This window comes from Streptomyces sp. NPDC053426, from assembly GCF_055585405.1.
Window position 1 is genome coordinate 47,560 of record NZ_JBVJKE010000028.1, and the last position, 23,007, is coordinate 70,566.

16 protein-coding genes and 1 tRNA gene are annotated in these 23,007 nt (G+C 72.2%); 14 read left to right on the forward strand and 3 right to left on the reverse strand.

The genetic code is table 11. The annotated features are described in order from the left end of the window. The first annotated feature begins 33 nt into the window (after nt 1-33). The 13 genes from bldG to ACZ62B_RS36155 all read left to right on the forward strand — a co-directional run bounded on the left by bldG (nt 34) and on the right by ACZ62B_RS36155 (nt 18,585). A complete protein-coding gene (gene bldG / locus ACZ62B_RS36095) occupies nt 34-375 on the forward strand; it encodes an anti-sigma factor antagonist BldG (RefSeq protein WP_003991900.1) in 342 nt (113 codons plus the stop codon). 111 nt (nt 376-486) lie between these two features. After that, a complete protein-coding gene (locus tag ACZ62B_RS36100) occupies nt 487-924 on the forward strand; it encodes an ATP-binding protein (RefSeq protein WP_469693664.1) in 438 nt (145 codons plus the stop codon). Between the two features lie 331 nt (nt 925-1,255). Further along, entirely contained in the window at nt 1,256-3,661 is a 2,406-nt protein-coding gene (locus ACZ62B_RS36105; RefSeq protein WP_344567316.1) for a sodium-translocating pyrophosphatase, read from the forward strand. Between the two features lie 193 nt (nt 3,662-3,854). Continuing rightward, complete coding sequence (locus ACZ62B_RS36110) at nt 3,855-4,445, forward strand: small secreted protein (protein ID WP_344567315.1); 591 nt, start codon at nt 3,855-3,857, stop codon at nt 4,443-4,445. A gap of 36 nt (nt 4,446-4,481) precedes the next feature. After that, on the forward strand, nt 4,482-6,011 hold the full coding sequence (locus ACZ62B_RS36115) for a DUF7059 domain-containing protein (RefSeq protein WP_468883037.1): 1,530 nt from the start codon (nt 4,482-4,484) through the stop codon (nt 6,009-6,011). A gap of 327 nt (nt 6,012-6,338) precedes the next feature. Then, complete coding sequence (locus ACZ62B_RS36120; RefSeq protein ID WP_344567311.1) at nt 6,339-6,536, forward strand: hypothetical protein; 198 nt, start codon at nt 6,339-6,341, stop codon at nt 6,534-6,536. 245 nt (nt 6,537-6,781) lie between these two features. Then, a complete protein-coding gene (gene topA, locus ACZ62B_RS36125) occupies nt 6,782-9,598 on the forward strand; it encodes a type I DNA topoisomerase (RefSeq protein WP_344567309.1) in 2,817 nt (938 codons plus the stop codon). A gap of 136 nt (nt 9,599-9,734) precedes the next feature. Further along, entirely contained in the window at nt 9,735-12,884 is a 3,150-nt protein-coding gene (tmk, locus tag ACZ62B_RS36130; protein WP_469693667.1) for a dTMP kinase, read from the forward strand. A gap of 88 nt (nt 12,885-12,972) precedes the next feature. After that, nucleotides 12,973-14,178, forward strand: coding sequence for a DNA polymerase III subunit delta' (locus ACZ62B_RS36135; protein WP_344567305.1), 1,206 nt, complete (start codon nt 12,973-12,975; stop codon nt 14,176-14,178). A gap of 97 nt (nt 14,179-14,275) precedes the next feature. After that, nucleotides 14,276-15,868: an alpha/beta hydrolase gene (locus ACZ62B_RS36140; RefSeq protein WP_468883031.1), complete on the forward strand. Its 1,593-nt coding sequence runs from the start codon at nt 14,276-14,278 to the stop codon at nt 15,866-15,868. Nucleotides 15,869-15,985: 117 nt separating this feature from the next. Continuing rightward, nucleotides 15,986-16,062: transfer RNA gene (locus ACZ62B_RS36145), tRNA-Thr, on the forward strand. 250 nt (nt 16,063-16,312) lie between these two features. Then, entirely contained in the window at nt 16,313-17,599 is a 1,287-nt protein-coding gene (locus ACZ62B_RS36150) for an RICIN domain-containing protein (protein WP_469693669.1), read from the forward strand. 92 nt (nt 17,600-17,691) lie between these two features. Further along, nucleotides 17,692-18,585 carry a glycosyltransferase family 2 protein gene (locus tag ACZ62B_RS36155; RefSeq protein WP_468721786.1) on the forward strand — a complete coding sequence of 298 codons (894 nt, stop codon included), beginning with the start codon at nt 17,692-17,694 and terminating at the stop codon, nt 18,583-18,585. A gap of 40 nt (nt 18,586-18,625) precedes the next feature. Here ACZ62B_RS36155 and ACZ62B_RS36160 read toward each other — a convergent pair whose 3' ends face one another. Then, nucleotides 18,626-20,317, reverse strand: a complete 1,692-nt coding sequence (locus ACZ62B_RS36160) for a bifunctional 3'-5' exonuclease/DNA polymerase (RefSeq protein WP_468883028.1) — start codon at nt 20,315-20,317, stop codon at nt 18,626-18,628. A gap of 38 nt (nt 20,318-20,355) precedes the next feature. Then, nucleotides 20,356-21,105 carry a Clp protease N-terminal domain-containing protein gene (locus ACZ62B_RS36165; protein ID WP_344567296.1) on the reverse strand — a complete coding sequence of 250 codons (750 nt, stop codon included), beginning with the start codon at nt 21,103-21,105 and terminating at the stop codon, nt 20,356-20,358. An 86-nt stretch (nt 21,106-21,191) separates the two neighbouring features. Here ACZ62B_RS36165 and ACZ62B_RS36170 point away from each other — a divergent pair, with 86 nt between their 5' ends. After that, nucleotides 21,192-22,319: a DUF2786 domain-containing protein gene (locus ACZ62B_RS36170; RefSeq protein ID WP_469693670.1), complete on the forward strand. Its 1,128-nt coding sequence runs from the start codon at nt 21,192-21,194 to the stop codon at nt 22,317-22,319. Here ACZ62B_RS36170 and ACZ62B_RS36175 read toward each other — a convergent pair. Continuing rightward, a complete protein-coding gene (locus tag ACZ62B_RS36175) occupies nt 22,316-22,834 on the reverse strand; it encodes a DUF4232 domain-containing protein (RefSeq protein ID WP_344567292.1) in 519 nt (172 codons plus the stop codon). The two genes, ACZ62B_RS36170 and ACZ62B_RS36175, sit on opposite strands and share 4 nt — an antisense overlap. Between the last annotated feature and the right edge of the window lie 173 nt (nt 22,835-23,007).

Consider the following 23,007-nt stretch of genomic DNA (forward strand, 5'->3'; position numbering starts at 1 on the left):
GCGACCGCTCGATAGCTAGGTGCTGGAGGATCCGTGGACCTGTCCCTGTCGACCGAAACCATGGGCGATCGCACGATCGTCAGGGTCGGTGGCGAAATCGACGTATATACCGCGCCCAAGCTGCGCGAGCAGTTGGTCGAGCTGGTGAACGACGGCAGTTTCCACCTTGTCGTCGACATGGAAGGCGTGGACTTCCTCGACTCCACCGGACTCGGCGTGCTGGTCGGCGGCCTGAAGCGCGTCCGTGCCCATGAGGGCTCACTGCGCCTGGTCTGCAACCAGGAGCGTATTCTCAAGATCTTCCGCATTACCGGCCTCACCAAGGTGTTCCCGATCCACACCTCGGTCGAGGAAGCGGTGGCGGCCACCGACTGACCACCCCGCTCCCGGGCCGCGTGCCCGGATGGCGGAAGAGAACCAGGAGGAGGGCCGGGCTTTCGGCGGCCCGGCCTCTCCACAGCACGCCCGTAGTCGCGAGGGGGATGCATGGCCACCGTCGAACTCCGCTTCAGCGCGCTGCCCGAGCACGTCAGGACCGCCCGGCTCGTGGCGGCGGCGGTGGCACGCAGGGCCGGAGTGGACGAGGCCGTCCTCGACGAGGTCAGACTCGCCGTCGGCGAGGCGTGCAGCCGGGCCGTGGGACTGCACCGGAACGGCGGCATCTCGGCCCCCGTGAAGGTGCTGCTGATCGAGGAGGAGAAGCAGTTCTCCATCGAGGTCGGCGACGAGGCGCCCCACGCGACCTCCGGCGAGCGGGCGCCCGGTGACGCGCCGGGCGACGCCGACGCGGAGACCGAGGAGGACGAGATGGGCCTCGCGGTCATCAGCGGACTCGTCGACGACGTCGAGGTCAGCGTGGGGCAGCACGGCGGATCGATCCGCATGAGGTGGCCCACCGTGCCGCCGGCCGGTCTCCTCGCCTGACCGCTCCACCCGGACGTTCACCCGGACGGCGACCGTTTTTCCGAAGGGCCCCCTCGTGGGGCCCTTCGTCATGTGCGGGTGTCAGTGCCCGCGCTTACAGTGGTCTCGTGCGGTTGATCGCGTGAATTCGTTCACGACCGGCCGCGCCATGAAAAATGCGATCACATGAATGCTCCAAAGGCATTACCGATTTCCGGTCGGCGATCGCCGGCGATCATTAGGGAAGAGCTCGTACGGGACATTTACATTTCACGCGCTCTGTTTTGATCGGCTTCCGGTACCTACAATCCCGTCCACATCTTGAGCTCAGCCCAAGCGTCAAGGAGGACGAATGGCGGGGCTTTCCCTCATACAAGAGTCGGGCCAGTCCACATCCCTCGCAGCCGCCGTGCTGACCGACGACAACCGCCTGCTCGTGGTGGTCATCGGCGTCGTCGCGCTGGCGGCGCTGGTGGTCGCCGGGGTCCTGGTGCGCCAGGTCCTCGCGGCCGGCGAGGGCACCGACAGCATGAAGAAGATCGCGGCGGCGGTCCAGGAGGGCGCGAACGCCTATCTGGCCCGCCAGTTGCGCACCCTCGGCGTATTCGCCGTGGTCGTGTTCTTCCTGCTCATGCTGCTGCCCGCGGACGACTGGAATCAGCGTGCCGGACGGTCGGTGTTCTTCTTGATCGGAGCGGCGTTCTCGGCGGCCACCGGCTATATCGGTATGTGGCTCGCCGTGCGCAGCAATGTGCGGGTCGCCGCGGCGGCGCGCGAAGCGACTCCGGCCGAGGGTGAGCCGGAAAAGGATCTCACCGCCGTCTCGCACAAAGCGATGAAGATCGCTTTCCGTACGGGCGGCGTCGTCGGCATGTTCACCGTCGGCCTCGGCCTGCTGGGCGCCTCCTGCGTGGTGCTGGTGTACGCGGCCGACGCCCCGAAGGTGCTCGAGGGGTTCGGTCTCGGGGCCGCGCTGATCGCGATGTTCATGCGGGTCGGCGGCGGCATCTTCACCAAGGCCGCCGACGTCGGCGCCGACCTGGTCGGCAAGGTCGAGCAGGGCATTCCGGAGGACGATCCGCGCAATGCCGCGACCATCGCCGACAACGTGGGCGACAACGTCGGCGACTGCGCGGGCATGGCGGCCGACCTGTTCGAGTCGTACGCCGTGACCCTGGTGGCCGCGCTGATCCTGGGCTCGGCGGCGTTCGGCGACGCCGGGCTCGCCTTCCCGCTGCTGGTGCCCGCCATCGGTGTCCTCACCGCGATGGCCGGCATCTTCGCGGTGGCCCCGAGGCGCGCCGACCGCAGCGGCATGAGCGCGATCAACCGGGGGTTCTTCATCTCCGCGCTGATCTCGCTCGTCCTGGTCGCGATCGCCGTGTTCGTCTACCTGCCGTCGTCGTACGCCGATCTCGACGGCGTCACCGACGAGGCGATCCTGGGCAAGGACGGCGACCCGCGGATCCTCGCGCTCGTCGCGGTGGCCATCGGCATCGTGCTCGCCGCCCTCATCCAGCAGCTCACCGGCTACTTCACCGAGACCACCCGGCGCCCCGTGCGGGACATCGGCAAGACCTCGCTCACCGGCCCGGCCACCGTCGTCCTCTCCGGTATCTCCATCGGTCTCGAATCCGCCGTCTACACCGCCCTGTTGATCGGCCTCGGCGTGTACGGGGCGTTCCTGCTCGGCGGTACGTCGATCATGCTGGCGCTGTTCGCGGTGGCGCTGGCCGGCACCGGACTGCTCACCACGGTCGGCGTGATCGTCGCGATGGACACCTTCGGCCCGGTCTCCGACAACGCGCAGGGCATCGCCGAGATGTCCGGCGACGTGGAGGGCGCGGGCGCCCAGGTGCTCACCAACCTGGACGCGGTCGGCAACACCACCAAGGCCATCACCAAGGGCATCGCGATCGCCACGGCCGTACTGGCGGCGGCGGCGCTGTTCGGCTCGTACCGGGACGCCATCACCACCGGCGCGAGAGACGTGGGCGAGCGGCTCAGCGGTGAGGGCGCGCCGATGAGCCTGATGATGGACATCTCCCAGCCCAACAACCTCGTCGGCCTGATCGCGGGCGCGGCGGTCGTCTTCCTCTTCTCGGGGCTGGCGATCAACGCGGTGTCCCGGTCGGCGGGTTCGGTGGTCTACGAGGTGCGGCGGCAGTTCCGCGAGCGGCCCGGGATCATGGACCACAGCGAGGAGCCGGAGTACGGCAAGGTCGTCGACATCTGCACCAAGGACGCCCTGCGCGAGCTCGCCACGCCCGGACTGCTCGCCGTGATGGCGCCCATCTTCATCGGGTTCACGCTCGGCGTCGGTGCCCTGGGCGCCTTCCTCGCGGGCGCGATCGGCGCGGGCACCCTGATGGCGGTGTTCCTCGCCAACTCCGGTGGCGCCTGGGACAACGCGAAGAAACTCGTCGAGGACGGCCACCACGGCGGCAAGGGCAGCGAGGCCCATGCGGCCACCGTCATCGGCGACACCGTCGGCGACCCCTTCAAGGACACCGCCGGACCCGCGATCAACCCCCTGCTGAAGGTGATGAACCTGGTGGCGCTGCTCATCGCGCCCGCGGTCATCAAGTTCTCCTACGGCGCGGACGAGAGCGTCGGGATGCGGGTGCTCATCGCGGTCCTGGCGCTGCTCGTCATAGTCGGCGCGGTGTACGTGTCCAAGCGGCGCGGCATCGCGGTGGAGGACGAGGACGACCCCGAGCCGGAGCCCAAGTCGGCCGATCCGGCGGTGGTTTCCTAGAGCCGGGCGGCGGACACCGGATCAAGGTGCGGGCGGGCGGCGCGTATTGACGCGTCACCCGCCCGCACCCCGCGTGCGAGGCCCATGCCGTGAGCCTTCTCTCGCGTGGTGCAAATGGCTTCAAAAGTTCCTTACCGGACGTCCGACGGGTGGGTGTAGGCCATCTGGCGTGTATGTTCCGGGGCCGAAGGCCATGGAAGGGACCAATCCGGTGAACAAGAAGCTCGCGGCCGCACTGTCCGGCGGTGCGGTACTGGTACTGGCGCTGACGGGATGCGGCGGCGACGACGACAACGAGAAGCTGGACGCCTGGGCGAAGCAGGTCTGCGACGCGGTGAAGCCGCAGGCCGCCAAGATCAAGTCGGCCAACGCCGCGATCCAGAAGGAGACCTCGGACAACAGCACGCCGGAAGAGGTCCAGAAGGCCGACTCGAAGGCCTTCCAGGACATGTCCGACGCCTACAAGGCGATCGGCGCCGCCGTGGACAAGGCCGGGGCGCCGGACGTCGAGAACGGGGAGAAGAAGCAGACGGACGCGGTCAAGGAACTCAACGACATCTCCGCGTCGTACGCCTCGCTGAAGAAGCAGGTCGACGGCCTCGACACGGACGACCAGGCGGAGTTCGCCGACGGGCTGAAGGACATCGCCGCCGAGCTGGACAAGCTCGGCAAGAGCGGCAGCGACGCCCTCAGCGCGCTGGAGGAGGGCGAGGTCGGCGAGGCCATGTCCCGGCAGGCGAGCTGCCAGACGGCCACCGCGACGGCGGGGGCCACCAAGAGCTGACGCCGCGGGACGCGCCGGGTGGGGGCGGCGGCCACAATGGAGGGCGTGAGTGACGCCAGCCTGCCGCCCCTGCCCTCGTCCGACCGTCCCGAAGCCGCCGCCCGGCTGCGGGACGCGCTGCTCGGAGCCTCCTTCACCGCCGACGGACTGCTCGACCTGCTCGGCGCCCCCGCCTACGCGGCACTGGCCCGCAGCGAGACCGTGCCCGCCCTGAGGGCCACCCGCGGGGACACGCCGCTGGAGATGCTCGTACGGCTGTTCCTGCTGCAGCAGCCCGTGCCGCACGCGCGCGTGGCCGGCGTACTGCCCGTGGACGTCTGCCTGGAGAGCGGATGGCTGACGCGCGCCGGCGCGGACGAACTCACCGCGACCGTGGACGTGCGGCCGTACGGCGGGCCGGGCGGCGAGGACTGGTTCATCGTGTCCGACCTCGGGTGCGCGGTCGGCGGCGCCGGGGGCATCGGCAGCCGCGACGAGGGCGTCGTGCTCGGCGTCGGCGGGGCGTCCACGACCCTGGCCGGCATCACCGTCCGTACACCCGTGGCCTCCGCGCTCGACGTCGGCACCGGCTCCGGCATCCAGGCGCTGCACGCCGCCCGGCACGCCACGCGCGTGACGGCCACCGACGTCAACCCGCGCGCCCTGCACATCACCGCGCTCACCCTGGCCCTCTCCGGGGTCCCGGCCGCCGACCTGCGCGAGGGCTCGCTGTTCACGCCGGTCCGGGCCGACGAGACGTACGACCTGATCGTGTCCAACCCGCCCTTCGTGATCTCGCCGGGCGCCCGGCTCACCTACCGCGACGGCGGGATGGGCGGGGACGATCTGTGCCGCACGATCGTTCAGGAGGCGGGGGAACGGCTGAACGAGGGCGGGTTCGCGCAGTTCCTCGCCAACTGGCAGCACGTCGAGGGGGAGGACTGGCAGGACAGACTCAGGTCGTGGGTGCCCCGCGGGTGCGACGCCTGGATCGTGCAGCGCGAGGTGCAGGACATCACCCAGTACGCCGAGCTGTGGCTGCGGGACGCGGGCGACCACCGCGGTGACGAGGCCGAGTACCGGGCGCGGTACGACGCGTGGCTGGACGAGTTCGAGGCGCGCAAGGTGAAGGCGGTCGGCTTCGGCTGGATCGCCCTGCGCAAGTCGGGCTCCGCCGCGGAGTCGATCACCGTGGAGGAGTGGCCGCACCCGGTCGAGCAGCCGCTCGGCGAGACGGTCCGGGCGCACTTCGACCGGCTCGACTACCTGCGGACGCACGACGACGCGGCGCTCCTCGAAGCGCGCTTCGCGCTGGCCGCCGAGGTGGTGCAGGAGCAGGTCGGGCTGCCCGGTGCCGAGGACCCGGAGCACGTCGTGCTGCGGCAGAACCGCGGGATGCGCCGGGCCACCAAGGTGGACACGATCGGCGCGGGCTTCGCGGGCGTGTGCGACGGCACCATGGGCGCGGGCCGGATCCTGGACGCCATCGCCCAGCTCCTCGGCGAGGACCCCGTGCTGCTGCGCGACCGCACACCGGCCCAGATCCGGCTGCTGGTGGAGCAGGGGTTCCTGGAGCCCGTCGGCTGACACGAGCGGCGGCGGGCTCACGGGCGGGCCGTCCCATGGGCACCTCGGCGGGCTCACGGGCGGGCGGTCTCATGAGGCACCTCGGCGGGTCGCCTCATGAGTCACGTCACTGTCTTCTGCCGCGCCCTTCACGCCGGTCACAGCCGCCGCCCGGTCCTTTCACATCGATCCGGAATTTCCGTGAAAGGGCCCCCGGGCCGGTTTCCGGACACTTGATCAGGCCCGTAGCCCTCCCGTTCACCTCCGATTCGTCTGCCCGCCGCCCGGGCGTGGCAGCCTCCCCCCGAGGCCGGTAGCGGCGGACGGGAAAGAGGGCATCGGGCGACCATGGAGAGCGGACCGGCGATCTTCGCGGGGATGGTGTTCTGCCTGTTCGGAGGCGGATTGCTGGCCTGGACCGTGACCCGCGCGCGGCAGCACCGCCCCGTCGCCCAGGGTGTGAGCCCCGTCGCATCGGCCACCGTCGCGGGACTGGCCGCGATGATCTCCCTGGCCCTCGGCGCATGGTGCCTGACCCGCCTGTGAGGAGCGCGAAACCCTGGCAGCTCCCGGTAACCGGTAGATCGCGCTCCGCATGGGCGCGGGCGGAGTCTGGACACTCCGGGCGGCAGGAACGGTGGTAGTCGGGTTACCGTTCGAGTGGCCGTTGCGGGCTTTTCCCGTTTGACACGGGGGCGGGATGTACCGTCACACTCCGCAGCGTCACCATGACCCGACCCCGGGGAGACCGCCTGGGGAGCCCCAAGCGTCGACCGGAGAGAAGAGCGAAGTTGTCCCCGACCAGCGAGACCGCGAAGGGCGGCCGCCGACTCGTCATCGTCGAGTCGCCTGCCAAGGCGAAGACGATCAAGGGCTACCTCGGCCCCGGCTACATCGTCGAGGCGAGCGTCGGGCACATTCGCGATCTTCCCAACGGTGCCGCCGAGGTGCCGGAGAAGTACACCGGTGAGGTCCGCCGCCTCGGTGTGGACGTCGACCACGACTTCCAGCCGATCTATGTGGTCAACGCGGACAAGCGGGCCCAGGTCAAGAAGCTCAAGGACCTGCTGAAGGAGTCCGACGAACTCTTCCTCGCCACCGATGAGGACCGCGAGGGCGAGGCCATCGCCTGGCACCTGCAGGAAGTGCTCAAGCCGAAGATCCCGGTCAAGCGGATGGTCTTCCACGAGATCACCAAGGACGCGATCCGCGCGGCCGTGGCCAACCCGCGCCAGCTCAACCAGAAGCTGGTCGACGCCCAGGAGACCCGCCGCATCCTCGACCGCCTCTACGGCTACGAGGTCTCGCCGGTCCTGTGGAAGAAGGTCATGCCCCGGCTGTCCGCCGGCCGCGTCCAGTCCGTCGCCACCCGGCTCGTGGTGGAGCGGGAACGCGAGCGCATGGCGTTCCGCTCCGCCGAGTACTGGGACCTGACCGGCACCTTCGCGACGGGCCGCGCGGGTGACGCGTCGGACCCGTCGTCGCTGGTCGCACGCCTCCAGACGGTCGACGGGCGGCGGGTCGCGCAGGGCCGCGACTTCGACTCCCTGGGACAGCTCAAGAGCGCGAACACCCTCCACCTCGACGAGGCCAACGCCCGCGCCCTGGCCGCCGCCCTGGAGAACACGCGGTTCGCCGTGCGCTCCGTCGAGTCCAAGCCGTACCGCCGCTCGCCGTACGCCCCGTTCCGTACGACGACGATGCAGCAGGAGGCGTCGAGGAAGCTCGGCTTCGGCGCCAAGGCGACCATGCAGGTCGCCCAGAAGCTGTACGAGAACGGCTACATCACTTACATGCGTACGGACTCGACGACCCTGAGCGAGACGGCGGTCGCCGCCGCCCGCGCCCAGGTCACGCAGCTGTACGGCGCCGACTACCTGCCCCCGCAGCCGCGCACCTACGCGGGCAAGGTCAAGAACGCGCAGGAGGCGCACGAGGCGATCCGCCCCTCGGGCGACCGTTTCCGCACGCCCGCCGAGACCGGTCTGACCGGCGACCAGTTCAAGCTGTACGAGCTGATCTGGAAGCGGACCGTCGCCTCGCAGATGAAGGACGCCACCGGCAACTCCGTCACCGTGAGGATCGGCGGCACGGCGGCCGACGGCCGGGACGTCGAGTTCAGCGCGTCCGGCAAGACGATCACCTTCCACGGCTTCCTGAAGGCGTACGTGGAAGGCGCCGACGACCCGAACGCCGAGCTCGACGACCGCGAGCGCCGGCTGCCGCAGGTCGCCGAGGGCGACGCCCTCACCGCCGAGGAGATCACGGTCGACGGGCACGCCACCAAGCCCCCGGCCCGCTACACCGAGGCGTCGCTGGTCAAGGAGCTGGAGGAGCGGGAGATCGGCCGTCCGTCGACGTACGCGTCGATCATCGGCACGATCCTCGACCGCGGCTACGTGTTCAAGAAGGGCACGGCCCTGGTGCCGTCCTTCCTCTCCTTCGCCGTGGTCAACCTGCTGGAGAAGCACTTCGGCCGGCTCGTCGACTACGACTTCACCGCCCGGATGGAGGACGACCTCGACCGCATCGCGCGGGGCGAGGCGCGCGCGGTGCCGTGGCTGAAGCGGTTCTACTTCGGCGAGGGCGCGAGCAACGGCGACGCGGCCGACGCCGGCAACGGCGACGGGGACCACCTCGGCGGTCTCAAGGAGCTGGTGACCGACCTGGGCGCGATCGACGCGCGCGAGGTGTCGTCGTTCCCGGTGGGCAACGGCATCGTGCTGCGGGTCGGGCGCTACGGCCCGTACATCGAGCGCGGCGAGAAGGACACCGAGCAGCACCAGCGCGCCGACATCCCCACGGACCTGGCGCCCGACGAGCTGACCGTCGAGCTCGCCGAGGAGCTGCTCGCCAAGCCGAGCGGCGACTTCGAGCTGGGCGCCGACCCGGCGACCGGTCACACGATCGTCGCCAAGGACGGCCGCTACGGCCCGTACGTCACGGAGGTCCTCCCCGAGGGCACCCCGAAGACCGGCAAGAACGCGGTCAAGCCGCGTACCGCCTCCCTCTTCAAGTCGATGTCCCTGGACACGGTCACGCTCGACGACGCGCTGAAGCTGATGTCGCTGCCGCGCGTGGTCGGCGCGGACGCCGAGGGCCAGGAGATCACCGCGCAGAACGGCCGCTACGGGCCGTATCTGAAGAAGGGCACCGACTCGCGGTCGCTGCAGTCCGAGGAGCAGCTCTTCACGATCACGCTGGAGGAGGCGCTGGCGATCTACGCCCAGCCCAAGCAGCGTGGCCGGGCCGCGGCCAAGCCGCCGCTGAAGGAGCTGGGCACCGACCCGGTCAGCGAGAAGCCGGTCGTGGTGAAGGACGGCCGCTTCGGGCCGTACGTCACCGACGGGGAGACCAACGCGACGCTGCGCTCCGGCGACAGCGTCGAGACGATCACCCCGGAGCGCGGTTTCGAGCTGCTCGCCGAGAAGCGGGCGAAGGGCCCCGCCAAGAAGACGGCGAAGAAGGCCACCACCAAGAAGACGGCGGCCAAGAAGGCGCCGGCGAAGAAGACGGCGGCCGCCAAGAAGACCGCGGCGAAGAAGACCACGACCGCGAAGAAGACCGCCGCCAAGAAGGCGACCGCCTCGAACGGCGCGGAGGACTGACCTCTTCCCCGGTCACGCCGGGCGGTCTTCGCCCGGCGTTCGGAATGCGAACGCCCCGACGGCACTTCGGCGTCGGGGTGTGTGCATGTCAGGCGCGTCGCGCCGAGCTGTCGGCGCGGGCCGATAGGCTGAACGCATGACGCGAGCCGAGCAGCCAACGGCCCCTCGACCGAACCCCGACGACGCCCTCGTCGCGGACTCCCGCGAGCGTGCCGTCCGCGCCCTGCTGCGCCGACCCCAGCTGAAACGGCTGTGGAGCGCGCAGCTCGTGGGCGGGGTCGGTGACGTCCTCGCCCTTCTGGTGCTGGTCCTCCTGGCCCTCCAGGCGGCGGTCGCCGAGGGGTCCTTCGGCGGCGGCTACCGGGGCGTGGCGTTCGCAGTGGCGACCGTTTTCGGGGTACGCATCCTGGCGACGCTGCTGTTCGGCGCCGTACTCCTCGGCCCGCTCACGTCGCTCACCTCGCAGGACGGGCCGCTGGACCGCCGCTGGACCATGGTCGGCGCGGACGGGCTGCGGGCCGCGCTGCTCATCGTGGCGCCGCTGTGGATCGACTGGACGCCCGAGAACGCGCTGGCCGTGCTCCTCGTCACCGCCTTCGTGACCGGAGTCGCCGAGCGGTTCTGGACGGTGTGCCGGGAGAGCGCCGCGCCCGCCCTGCTGCCCGCCCCGCCCCCGGAGGGCGCGACCGTGCGCCCGCTGCCCGACCACATGGACGCGCTGCGCCGGCTGTCGCTGCGCACGGGCTTCGTGGCGATACCGCTCGCGGCCGTCACGCTCGTCGTCGCGGCCCTGTTGAACAACCTGCTCGGCACCGGGATCGACTGGTTCGGCGAACACCGGGCGGCCCTCGCCTCGTACGTCGCGGCCGGACTGTTCGCCGCGTCGCTGTCCGTCCTGACCTTCCTGGAACTGCCCGGCGCCCGCACCCCGCGCGCACGGTCGCCGCTGGAAGGACTGCGCCGCCCGAAGAGCGCCACCGGCTCCGACAAGGGCCGCACCGGCGCGATGCCGCTGCTGGTGCTCGCGTCCGCGTCCGTCGCCGCCGCCGTGTCGGCCGCCGTCGCCGTGTCGGTGCTGCACGCCAAGGACCTGGGCGGCGGCCCCGTGCTGTACGGCCTGCTGGTGGGCGCGCTGACCGGCGGTGTCGTCGTCGGCATCCGTACGGCGCCCGCCCTGCTGCCGGCCCTGTCCCGGCGCCGGCTGCTCGCGCTCGCCCTCGCCTTCACGGGCGTCGCGCTGCTGGCCGCCGGACTCGTCCCGGACGTCACCAGCGTGGTGCTGATCATGGCGCTGGCCGGCGTCGGCGCGGGACTCGCCGCCAACACCGGGCACACGCTGCTCGACCAGGAGGCCGAGGACCAGCGGCGGGCCCGTACGACCGAGCACCTGCACGCGGTGGTCCGGGTCTTCGTGGCGCTCGGCGCGGTGATCGCCCCGCTGGTCGCCGCGGCCATCGGGCCGCACCGGCTGGAGAACGGCCGGTTCGTCTTCGCGCACGGCGGCGCCGCCTTCACGCTGATGCTGGTCGGCGCGCTGTTGCTGCCGGTGGCCGCACTGGTGCTGGCCAAGGTCGACGACCGCTCCGGTGTCCCGCTGCGGCAGGACCTGCGCGACGCGCTGCTCGGCGGCGCCGACCCGGACCAGACGCCCGCCGCCTCCGGCTTCTTCATCGCTCTGGAGGGCGGCGACGGCGCCGGGAAGTCCACCCAGGCCGAGGCCCTCGCCGAGTGGATCAGGGCCAAGGGCCACGAGGTCGTGCTCACCCGCGAACCCGGGGCGACCCCGGTCGGCAAGCGGCTGCGCTCCATCCTGCTGGACGTCTCCAGCGCCGGACTCTCGCACCGCGCGGAGGCGCTGCTGTACGCCGCCGACCGCGCGGAGCACATCGACACCGTCGTACGGCCCGCCCTGGAGCGCGGCGCCGTCGTCATCACCGACCGGTACATCGACTCCTCCGTCGCCTACCAGGGCGCCGGGCGTGATCTGTCGCCGACCGAGATCGCCCGCATCAACCGCTGGGCGACCGACGGTCTGGTCCCGAATCTGACGGTGCTGCTGGACGTGGCCCCGGAGACCGCGCGGGAACGCTTCACCGAGGCGCCGGACCGGCTGGAGTCGGAGCCCGCCGAGTTCCACGCGCGCGTGCGGGCCGGTTTCCTCACCCTGGCCGCCGCCGACCCCGGCCGCTACCTGGTGGTCGACGCCGGCCAGGAACCGGAGGCGGTCACCACCGTGATCCGGCACCGGCTCGACCAGGTGCTGCCGCTGTCCGAGGCCGAGATCCGGGCCCGCGAGGAAGCACGCCGCAAGGCCGAGGAGGAGGCCCGCCGCAAGGCGGAGGAGGAGGCGGCCCGCAAGGCCGAGGAAGAGCGCCTGGAGCGCGAGCGCGAGGAGCAGCTCGCGCGGCTGCGCGCCGAGGAGGAGGAGCGCAAGCGGCGCGAGCTGGAGGAGGCTCAGCGGCGCGAGGCGGAACGGCAGGCGGAGGAGGCCCGGCAGCGGGCCGAGGAAGCACGCCGGCGCGCGGAGGAGGAGCGGCAGCGGCTGCTCGCCGAGGAGAAGGCGCGCGCCGAGGAGGAGGCCCGCCGCAAGGCGGAGGAGGAACGCCGCCGCAAGCAGGCCGAGGAGGAGGCGCGGCTGCGCGCCGAGGCCGAGGCGCTGCGCCTGGAGAAGCAGCGCAAGGCCGAGGAGGCGCTGCTGCGCGCGGAGCAGGCCCGGCGGCTGGCCGAGCAGGCGGCGGCCGCGGCGGAGGCGGGACCGAAGACGACGGCCGTCCCCGATGCCGCAGGCCGGCGAGCGGTCGACGAGGCGGCGACCGTGCCGACGCCGGTGGTGACGCCGACGAACGCGTCGGGCGGACCGGTCGACGAGACCGCCGTGCTGCCCCGGGTGCCGGAGGAGGACGCCGGGCGGCGGTCCGACGGCCGGTCCGGGGTGTCCGACGCCGAGGTGACGGCCGAGCTGCCGAAGCCGCCGGTTCCGCCGGGCGCGGCGGACGAGACGGCGGTGCTGCCTCCGGTGCGGGAGGACGGGAGGGGGGCCGAGGACCGGGTGCCGCCGGGCTACTTCCGGGACGAGCGTCCGGCGAGCGGTCCCGAGGGAGCCGACGGGCCCGACGACCGTACGCGTGAACTGCCCCGGATCGACCCCGACGAGCCCCGCCGGCGGCGTTCGGACTGGGCCGAGGAGACCCCGCTGGACGACCTGCCGACGCTGGCCGACGAGCTGCTGGGCCCCCGCGACGGCGAGGACGACGAGGAGGACGGTCGCCGGGGGCGCCGGCGCTGACCGGCCGGTCCGCAGGCGCGGGCGTTGTCAGTGCCCACCCGCACAATGGATCCGGTAAGGCAGACGTGACGGAAGGACGGGCTGACCCATGACCGTGTGGGACGACCTCGTCGGGCAGGAGCGGGTGAGCGAGCGGCTCGACGGCGCCGCCCGCGACGCCGACGCGCTCGTCACCGCCGCGGCGGCCGACGCACCCCCGCCGGAGACGTCGAGGATGACGCACGCCTGGCTGTTCACGGGCCCGCCCGGCGCGGGACGCAACCAGGCGGCGCGGGCCTTCGCCGCCGCGCTCCAGTGCGTCAGCCCCGACCGCGCCCTCGGCGGAGCCCCCGGCTGCGGCTTCTGCGACGGCTGCCACACCGCGCTGATCGGCACCCACGCGGATGTCACGACGGTCGCCGCCGTGGGAGCTGTGATCCGTGCCGAGGACATGCGCGACACCGTCCGCATGTCGTACACGGCTCCGGCGAACGGTCGCTGGCAGGTGATCCTCGTCGAGGACGCCGAGCGGCTGAACGAGAAGTCCGCCAACGCCGTCCTCAAGGCCGTCGAGGAGCCCGCCTCGCGCACGGTCTGGCTGCTGTGCGCCCCGTCCGTCGAGGACGTCCTGCCCACGATCCGCTCCCGCTGCCGCCACCTGAACCTGCGCACGCCGTCGGTGGAGGCCGTCGCCGACATGCTCGTACGACGCGAAGGCATCGAACCGGACGTCGCCGCCACCGTCGCCCGCGCCACCCAGGGCGACGTCGACCGTGCCCGCCGCCTGGCCACCGACCCCGCCGCCCGCGCACGCCGTGCCTCCGTGCTGAAGCTGCCTTTGCGGGTCGAGGACGTCGGCGGCGCGCTCAAGGCGGCCCAGGAACTGGTCGACACGGCGGCGGAGGACGCCGAGCAGCTCGCCAAGGAGATGGACGCCAAGGAGACCGAGGAGCTGAGGGAGGCCCTGGGCGCGGCCCAAGGCGGCCGGCTGCCACGTGGCACGGCAGGCGTCATCAAGGATCTGGAGGCCAATCAGAAGCGTCGCAAGACGCGCACCCAGCGCAACACCCTCGACATCGCCCTGAGCGACCTGACCGGCTTCTACCGCGACGTCCTCGCCCTCCAGCTCGGCTCCCGCGTCGCCATCGCCAACGGTGACGCCGAGGACGTACTGGAGCGCATGGCCCGCGGCAGCTCCCCGGAGTCCACGCTCCGCCGCATCGAGGCGATCGCGGCGTGCGGCAGGGCCCTGGACCGCAACGTGGCCCCGCTGCTCGCGGTGGAGGCGATGACGATGGCCCTCAGAGCGGGCTGACCGGGGGCATCCGCTCAGTGGCTCGACGCGGTAACTCGTACGAGGCACGGCGTGCGCACTGTGCACCCATTCCGTCGCACACGGTTACGCTCGCGGTATGCACACAAGGCGCACCCACCGCGGGACCCGTACCGGAACCGGAGTCGCTCTGCTCGCCGCCGCCGCGCTGCTGGTCTCGGGCTGCTCCTCGGGGAACAGCCCGAGCACGGCCAGTGCGGCGGCGGGGGAGGCGGCGGCAGCCCTCGCCCCCCTGCCCCGCTCCACGCCCAAGGCCCTCACGCCGTACTACGAGCAGAAACCGGCCTGGCGCGACTGCGGGGTCCCCGGTTTCCAGTGCGCCACGCTGAAGGTCCCGCTCGACTACGCCGAACCGGCGGCCGGTGACGTGCGCCTCGCCCTCACCCGCAAGAAGGCCACCGGCCCGGGAAAGCGGCTGGGCTCACTGCTGGTGAACCCGGGCGGCCCGGGCGGCTCGGCGATCGGCTACGTCCAGGCGTACGCCGGGATCGGCTACCCGGCCGACGTGCGCGCCCGCTACGACATGGTGGCCGTCGACCCGCGGGGCGTCGCCCGCAGCGAACCCGTCGAGTGCCTGGACGGGGCCGGGATGGACGCGTTCACCCGGACGGACATCACACCGGACGACGCGAAGGAGACCGGCGCGCTGGTCGCGTCGTACAAGAAGTTCGCCGAGGGCTGCGGGGCGGACGCACCGAAGCTGCTGAGCCATGTGTCCACCGTCGAGGCGGCCCGGGACATGGACGTCGTCCGGGCCGCGCTGGGCGACGAGAAGCTGAACTTCGTCGGCGCCTCGTACGGCACCTTCCTCGGCGCGACCTACGCCGGCCTGTTCCCGGACCGGGCGGGCCGGCTCGTCCTGGACGGCGCGATGGACCCCTCGCTGCCCGCGCGCCGGCTCAACCTGGAACAGACGGAGGGCTTCGACACGGCGTTCACCGCCTTCGCCGAGGACTGCGTGCGGCAGAGCGACTGCCCGCTCGGCGGCCGGGGCACCGCCCCCGAGCAGGTGGGCGAGAACCTCAAGGCGTTCTTCGAGAAGCTCGACGCCCGTCCGATCCCCACCGGTGACGCCGACGGCCGCAGGCTCACCGAGTCGCTCGCGACGATCGGCGTGATCGCCGCGATGTACGACGAGGGCGCCTGGCAGCAACTGCGCGAGGCGCTGACGGCCGCGATGAAGGAGAACGACGGCGCAGGACTCCTCCTCCTCTCCGACAGCTACTACGAACGTGACGCGAACGGCGACTACAGCAACCTGATGTTCGCCAACGCGGCCGTGAACTGCCTCGACCTCCCGCCCGCCTTCGACTCCCCGGACGAGGTGCAAAAGGCGCTGCCCGCCTTCGAGAAGGCGTCCCCGGTGTTCGGCGAGGGCCTCGCCTGGGCCTCACTGAACTGCGCGTACTGGCCGGTACGGGCCACGGGCGAGGCGCAGCGCATCGAGGCGAAGGGCGCGGCCCCGATCGTCGTCGTCGGCACCACCCGGGACCCGGCCACCCCGTACCGCTGGGCCGAGGCCCTGGCCGGCCAGCTCTCCTCGGCCCGCCTCCTCACCTACGAGGGCGACGGCCACACCGCCTACGGCCGGGGCAGCGCCTGCATCGACTCCGCGATCAACGCCTACCTGCTCGACGGCACCCCGCCGAAGGACGGAAAGCGCTGCTCATAGCCGGTACGACCATCCCCGGAGGCGTACGCTCCGGCCCGCCTCCGGGGCCGGTGCGAAGCACCCCCGGAAACTGTGTAGACTTACCGACGTTGCTGATCGCACCATGGTGCGCAGCGCGCCGCCTTAGCTCAGATGGCCAGAGCAACGCACTCGTAATGCGTAGGTCTCGGGTTCGAATCCCGAAGGCGGCTCCATCACAAACCGCAGGTCATGTTTATGACCTGCGGTTTTTTGTTTCTTGCCGGTACGGCTGCCGGCGTCGCGGTCCTAAGCCTGACCCGTGAGTGCGGAGCGCTCGCCGGCCTGTGTCGTCCTACGTTCACCCGATCGAGGTTCGGACGCAACCAACCGTGATCCAGAGTGGGTTGCGTGAGTTTCGAGCCCTTGGTACGCGCCTGTGATCGACGGGGCCGGGTGGGATGTCATGAGTGAGGAGCAGCGTTTATGCCACGCCAGCACGAACCTCCGGCCGGCGAGGCGACGCCGGCCGTGGCCGTCCGCCGTGCGGTTTCCGTGCCCGCGCCGGGCAATGATCCCGGCGCGGATCTGAGACCGCGCAGACCTGATCCCGCTCCTGCCTCCGCCTCCGCTGCCGAGCCGACCGTCTCCGCTGCCGAGGAGGGACGGCAGCAGGAGCAGGAGCAGCAGCAACAGCAGCAACAGCAGCAACAGCAGCAGCAGCGGCAGGCCGCGGAGCCCGATGGAGCGGAAGCCGAGGCCGCGGCCGGTGTGGTCGCGGCCGGGAACGGCGACGGCGCGAGAGCGGAGGGGAACGCCAGAGCGGACGGGAACGCGGACGCGGATGCGGACGAGACGGCGCCGGGGCGGCTGCGCGGGCCCATGGTGGCCGCCGCCGCCATCGTGGGGGCGGTGCTGATCTGCGTACCTCTCCTGGTGCTCGGCCTCACCCGTGAAGAGGACCGTACGGTCGAGACGGCTCCCGTCGGCGGAACGACGCTCGACCCCGGTACGTCCGACGACATCCCGGCCGCCGACTACCGGGCCGCGCCCCCGTCGCCCTCGGTGTCGCCGAGCGGAGCCGAGTCCGAGTCCGCGTCCGGCTCACCGGCCGACTCCGGCTCCGAGTCCGAGTCCGAGTCCGAGCCCAAGTCCGGTCCTTCGCCGTCCCGTTCGGCCGAGGTGAAGGCCGCGCCCTCGTCCGGCACCGAGAAGAAGGACGATGACAAGGCCGAGGAACCGAAGGCCGACAAGCCCCCCGCGATCACCGCCCGGCAACTGGCCAACGCCCTCTCCACCCGCGTCAACGCGCAACTGAAGAACGTCGCGACCGGCAAGTGCGCCGATCTGCCCTACTTCGAGAAGGGGTCGGTCGACGGCCCGGTGAGCCAGTTCAACTGCCGGCCCACCACCAAGGACAACCAGCTCTGGGATCTGGAGGTGGCCGATTCGAACGGCGGGCCCGGCGGAGCGAGCCTGTTCGTCATCAGGAACCGCAAGGACGGGTTGTGCATGGACCTGCCCCACTACGGCAGTGTCGCGGCCGGGACCAAGGTCACCGAGTACCACTGCAGGCCGGCCGCGGACAACCAGCTCTGGTGGCTGGACCCGCGGTCGGGGGGTTACTGGATCCGCAACGCCGCGAGCAACCTGTGCATGAGCGTGGTCGGCGGCAGTTCCGCCGGGAACGACGCCAGGCTCCAGGTGGCGCGGTGCGGCTCGGGGACGGGCGAGCAGCGCTGGTCCGTCGTCTCCGTGGTCAAGCCCTCCTGAACAACGTCACCGCCCGGCCTACCGCGGGAGGCCATGGCATGAACGGCTAGCATCGCGAACGCAGTCGTCGGCCGGGATGGTGAGGTGAGGACGTGGAGACGCCGAGGATCGCCGTCGCCGTGGTGACCATGGGGAACCGGCCCGCCGAGGTGGACGCGTTGCTGGAGTCCGTGGCGAAGCAGGACCTCCCGCCCGCACGGATCGTCGTCGTGGGCAACGGCTGCCCGCTGCCCGAGTTCGCCCGGCGGCTGTCGCTCCCCGGCGAGGTCACCACCGTGGAACTGGAGGAGAACCTCGGCTGCCCCGGCGGGCGGAACGCGGCGATCGCGCGGCTGCGGGAGTTCGGGGACGTGGACGTCGTCGTCGAGCTGGACGACGACGGGCTGCTCGTCGACGCCGATGTGCTGCGCCGCGTGGGGGAGTTGTACGCCGCCGACGAGCGGCTCGGGATCGTCGGCTTCCGGATCGCCGACGAGCTGGGGGAGACCCAGCAGCGGCATGTGCCACGGGTCGGGAAGTCGGATCCGAGGCGCGGCGGGTACGTCACCGGGTTCCTCGGCGGCGGGCACGCGCTGCGGATGGCGATGCTGGACGGGATCGGCGACTGGCCCGCCGCGTTCTTCTTCGCGCACGAGGAGACCGACCTCGCCTGGCGGGCCGTCGACGCCGGGTGGCGGATCCTCTACGCGCCCGAACTGCTGCTCCAGCACCCGAAGACCTCCCCCGCCCGGCACGCCATCTACTACCGGGTGAACGCCCGCAACCGGGTGTGGCTGGCCCGGCGGCGGCTCCCGCTCGTGCTCGTCCCCGTCCACCTCGGGGTGTGGATGCTGCTCACCCTGGTGCGGAACCGGTCGGCCAGTGGGTTGCGGGCCTGGTTCGGCGGGTTCGTGGAAGGGCTGCGGGAGCCGGCCGGGGAGCGGCGGGCCATGAGCTGGCGGACGGTGTGGCGGCTCACCCGGCTCGGACGGCCACCGGTCGTCTGACCCGGCGGGCAGGACGACGAGGGGTCGGCCGGCGGTCCGGTCACTTGGCGTCCGCGTAGCACTCCACCACCGCCGTCGTGAACGGGAACCGCACCGGTGTCTCCCCGAAGGTCAGCCGGCCGGCCAGGTCCGCGGCTTCCCGGATCGCCGCCACCACCGTCTCCGCCTCCTCCTCGGGACAGTGCACGATCACCTCGTCGTGCTGGAAGAAGACCAGTTCGGCCGCCATGCCGCTCAGGGTCCGCCGCAGCGCGGCGAGCAGCAGCAGGGCCCAGTCGGCGGCGCTGCCCTGGACGACGAAGTTGCGGGCGAAGCGGCCACGGGCGCGGGCGTCGGTAGAGGCGTAGCCCGGCCCCCAGGGGCGGCCTCCATCGGTGGCGTCCTCCTCCGCGGCCGGGATGCCCGCCTCCTCCACCGCGTCGTCCGTCGTACGGGCGGCCGGCGGGCAGGTGCGGCCCAGCCAGGTCCGTACGAGCCGGCCCTCCTCGCCCGCGCGGGCGGCCTCGTCGACGTAGGCCACCGCCCTGGGGAAGCGGCGGCGGAGCGCGGCGAGGTTCTTCAGGCCGTCGCCGGAGGTCTGGCCGTAGACCGCGCCGAGGACGGCGAGCTTGGCCTGGGCGCGGTCGCCGGAGAAGGCGCGGTCGGACACCGACTGGTACAGGTCGCTCTCCCGGCCGGCCACCTCCATCAGTCCGGGGTCGCGGGAGATCGCCGCCAGGACGCGCGGTTCCATCTGGTCGGCGTCGGCGACGACGAGCCGCCAGCCGGGGTCGGCGACCGCGGCGCGGCGGATCACCTTGGGGATCTGCAGGGCGCCCCCGCCGTTGGTGACCCAGCGGCCGGTCACCGTCCCGCCCGCGAGGAACTCGGGCCGGAAGCGGCCGTCGCGCACCCAGTCCTGGAGCCAGGACCAGCCGTGGGCGACCCAGATCCGGTACAGCTTCTTGTACTCGAGCAGCGGTCCGACGGCCGGGTGGTCGACGGACTCGATCTCCCAGCGGCGGGTCGAGGTGATCTTGACGCCGGCCCGCGCGAAGGCCTTCACCACATCGGCGGGCAGGTCGGGCCGGACCCGGCGGCCGAAGGCGGCGGACACCTCGTCGGCCAGCTCGGCGAGCCGGCGTGGCTCGCCGCCGCCCGCGTACCGCTCGCCGAGCAGGTCGTGCAGCACCGCGCGGTGCACGTCCGCCCGCCAGGGCAGTCCCGCGCGGTTCATCTCGGCGGCCACCAGCGTTCCCGCCGACTCGGCGGCCGTCAGCAGCCGCATCCGGTCCGGGTGCTCGGCCCGGCCGGTCCGCCGCTGCTGCTCGGCGTAGACCGTGAGGAGGTCCGTCAGCGGCAGCCGGACGCCCTGGGGCTCGAAGAGGGAGGACTGGGCGCCCGGTTCGGCGTGGCGCTGCGGCGGGTCGGGCGGTACGGGGCCGCCGCGTAGCCGGGCCAGCGCCGCCGCCGCCGAACGGGGCTCCCCGTACCGCCCCTCGTGGCCGAGCAGGAGCGTCTCGGCGGCCTCGATGTCGTAGGCCCGCTCCACTCGCACCCCCGTGGCGAGCAGGCGCGGGTAGACCTCCGCGGTGGACCGCCACACCCACCGCGTGACACCGGGACGGCTCCGTACGGCCTCGGCGGGGTCCGCCTCCCGCAGCACCGGACCGGCGGGCAGCCCGTCCGGGCCGAGGGGGGCGACGTCCACGCCACCGTCCTCGGCCGGAGCGAGTGCCCACCGGTCGGTCATGCCGCGAGTGTGGCAGGGGGGTCTGACAACGCCCCCGGTCAGCCTTCCTGGCCGGGCTCGTCCTCCGTCCGGGTCTCGACGTACTGCGCCAGCGTCTCGGCGACGTACCGCTCGGTGGCGTCCTTGGTGACGCCGAGGCCGCTGAGGAGGCCCTCGCCGTTCTCGTGCTCCAGCAGGGCGAGCAGGATGTGCTCGGTGCCGATGTAGTTGTGGCCGAGGCGGAGGGCCTCGCGGAAGGTGAGTTCCAGGACCTTCTTGGCCGCCGGGTCGAACGGCACCAGCTCGGGGGCGTCCTCGGCGGCCGGCGCGAGCGCCGCGCGGGCGGCCTCGCGGACCGCGTCCACCGTGACGCCCTGTTCGGCGATCGCCTTCACGGCGAGCCCCTGGGGCTCGGCCAGCAGACCCAGGACCAGGTGGGCGGGCAGGAGCTCCGCGTTGTGCGCGGCCTGGGCCTCGTTGTGCGCGGCCATGATCGTGTTGCGGGCACGGGGCGTGTAGCGGTCGAAGCCCTGGCTGGGGTCGAGGTCGTTGCCCTCCTTCGGCACGAAGCGCTTCTGGGCCGCCTGCCGGGTGACGCCCATGCTCTTGCCGATGTCCGTCCAGGAGGCGCCCGAACGCCGGGCCTGGTCCACGAAGTGGCCGATCAGGTGGTCGGCTACGTCGCCGAGGTGCTCACCGGCGAGCACCGCGTCCTGGAGCTGTTCCAGGGGTTCCTCGTGGACCTTCTTGATGGCCGCGATGAGGTCGTCGAGACGTACGGATGACTTGATGGCGGGGTTCGTCGTCATGTGTCAACCGTAGGTTGACAGTCAGGGGGTGTCAACCCGAGGTTGACACTTCCGGGTGAATCTCCGGGACATGGCACGATCGGCCCGTGAGTACGTCCAGCACCGTCGACCGGGCCTTCCGGGCCGCCCTCTACGACACCGGCGACACCGCCCTCGACACCGGCGCGTCCCTGCTCGCCGCCGATCCGGCGGCCGACACCGAACTTGCCCGGCGTGGCGAGGAGTTCGTGGCGACCGCCTGGCGGCGCGGCTGGCAGCCCGCCGACGTCGTACGGATCGTCCGGCGCGAGCTGGACGACGTCCACGTGCGGCTCGTCTCCGCGCTGATCCGCGCGCAGGCACCGCGCGACGACCGGCCGCGCGGACCTCGCTGGAAGGCCCAGCTGGACGCGATCGGAGCGGACGACGCCCCGCGCGGTGACCGTTTCTCGTACGCCGTGGCCGTCCTGGAGCTGTACCGCCTGCTGCTGCGCCTGCCCGCCCTCGAACCCCTCGACGAGACGGCCGCCGCCCCCGGCCCGTCGGACCGGCGGCCGGAGTCCCGTGTGCTCGGCCGCATCCGCGCGCTGCTGGCCAAGGCGGAGGCGACGGGGTTCCCGGACGAGGCGGAGGCGCTCAGCGCCAAGGCGCAGGAGCTGATGGCGCGGCACAGCGTCGACGAGGCGCTGCTCGCCGCGCGGGAGCCCTCGGCCCAGGTGCCGGGTGCCTGCCGGATCGGGGTGGAGCCGCCGTACGAGCAGGCCAAGGCGGTGCTGCTGGACGCGGTCGCCGGCGCGAACCACTGCCGGGCCGTGTGGAACGAACCGCTCGGCTTCTCCACCGTGGTCGGCTTCGCCTCCGACCTGGAGGCGGTGGAACTCCTCTACACCTCACTGCTCGTGCAGGCCACCACGGCGATGACCAGGGCGGAGGCCGCACAGCGCGCGGGCGGACGCAAGCGGACCAAGACCTTCCGGCAGTCCTTCCTCGCCGCCTACGCGCACCGCGTGGGGACACGTCTCGCGGCCGTCGCCGAGACCCAGGTGAGCGACGATCTGCTCCCGGTGCTCGCCTCCCGCGCGGTGGCGGTCACCGAGCGGACGGACCGCCTGTTCCCGGAGACGACGACCACCCGGCTGCGCGGGGTGAGCGACGCGGCGGGCTGGGAGGAGGGCGCCCGCGCGGCGGACGACGCCCAGGTCGGGGCACATCCGCGCCTTCCCCGGGAGTTCTAGTCGCCCACCTGCTGATAGGCGCTCACGGAGATCTTGTGGCCGGCCTGCCCGTCGGCCGCGACCGGGCCGTACGTCCAGCGGAAGGTCCGGGTGCCGGAGAGGCCGACCCGCAGGCTCTCCGCGTCGAAGGCGCCGTCGCCGGGCGCGCCGCGTTCGTAGGTGAGGGTGAAGGACGCGGACTCGCCCTTGGCCAGGGTCAGCTTCTGGGCCTTGGCGCCCTCGGCCGGCGGCACCTCGACGGTGGCGGAATCACCGGCACCGGCCAGCCGCACCTCAGGGAAGCCGTCCAGGGTGCAGGTGGCGCTCTGGTTGGTGAGGCCGACGGGAACCTCGCCGGTGTCCCCGGCGGCCGGCGCGATGCTCGCGGGCCCGACCTCCATGCTCACCGTGTCGACCGAACAGGCGGCGCTCTCCCGCTTGCCGTCGCCGCCCTCGTCGCCGCCCCCGGTGTCGCAGGCGGCCAGCAGGAGGAGTGCGGTGAGGGCGGCGGGGACGGCGAGCGGCGTGGTGCGCATGAGTGATCCTCTGGGGTTCGTGGAGGTGCCCACCGGTCATCATCACGCACCCGCCACCGCTCCGCCGCGCGGACCGGCCCTAGTAGTGCTTCGTTACGTTGGGTGATCTCTGCTGGTGGTGGGCATCCTCTCCGGTATGAGGTTGGGGGAGGTGGAACGGCTCCGGGGTGAGT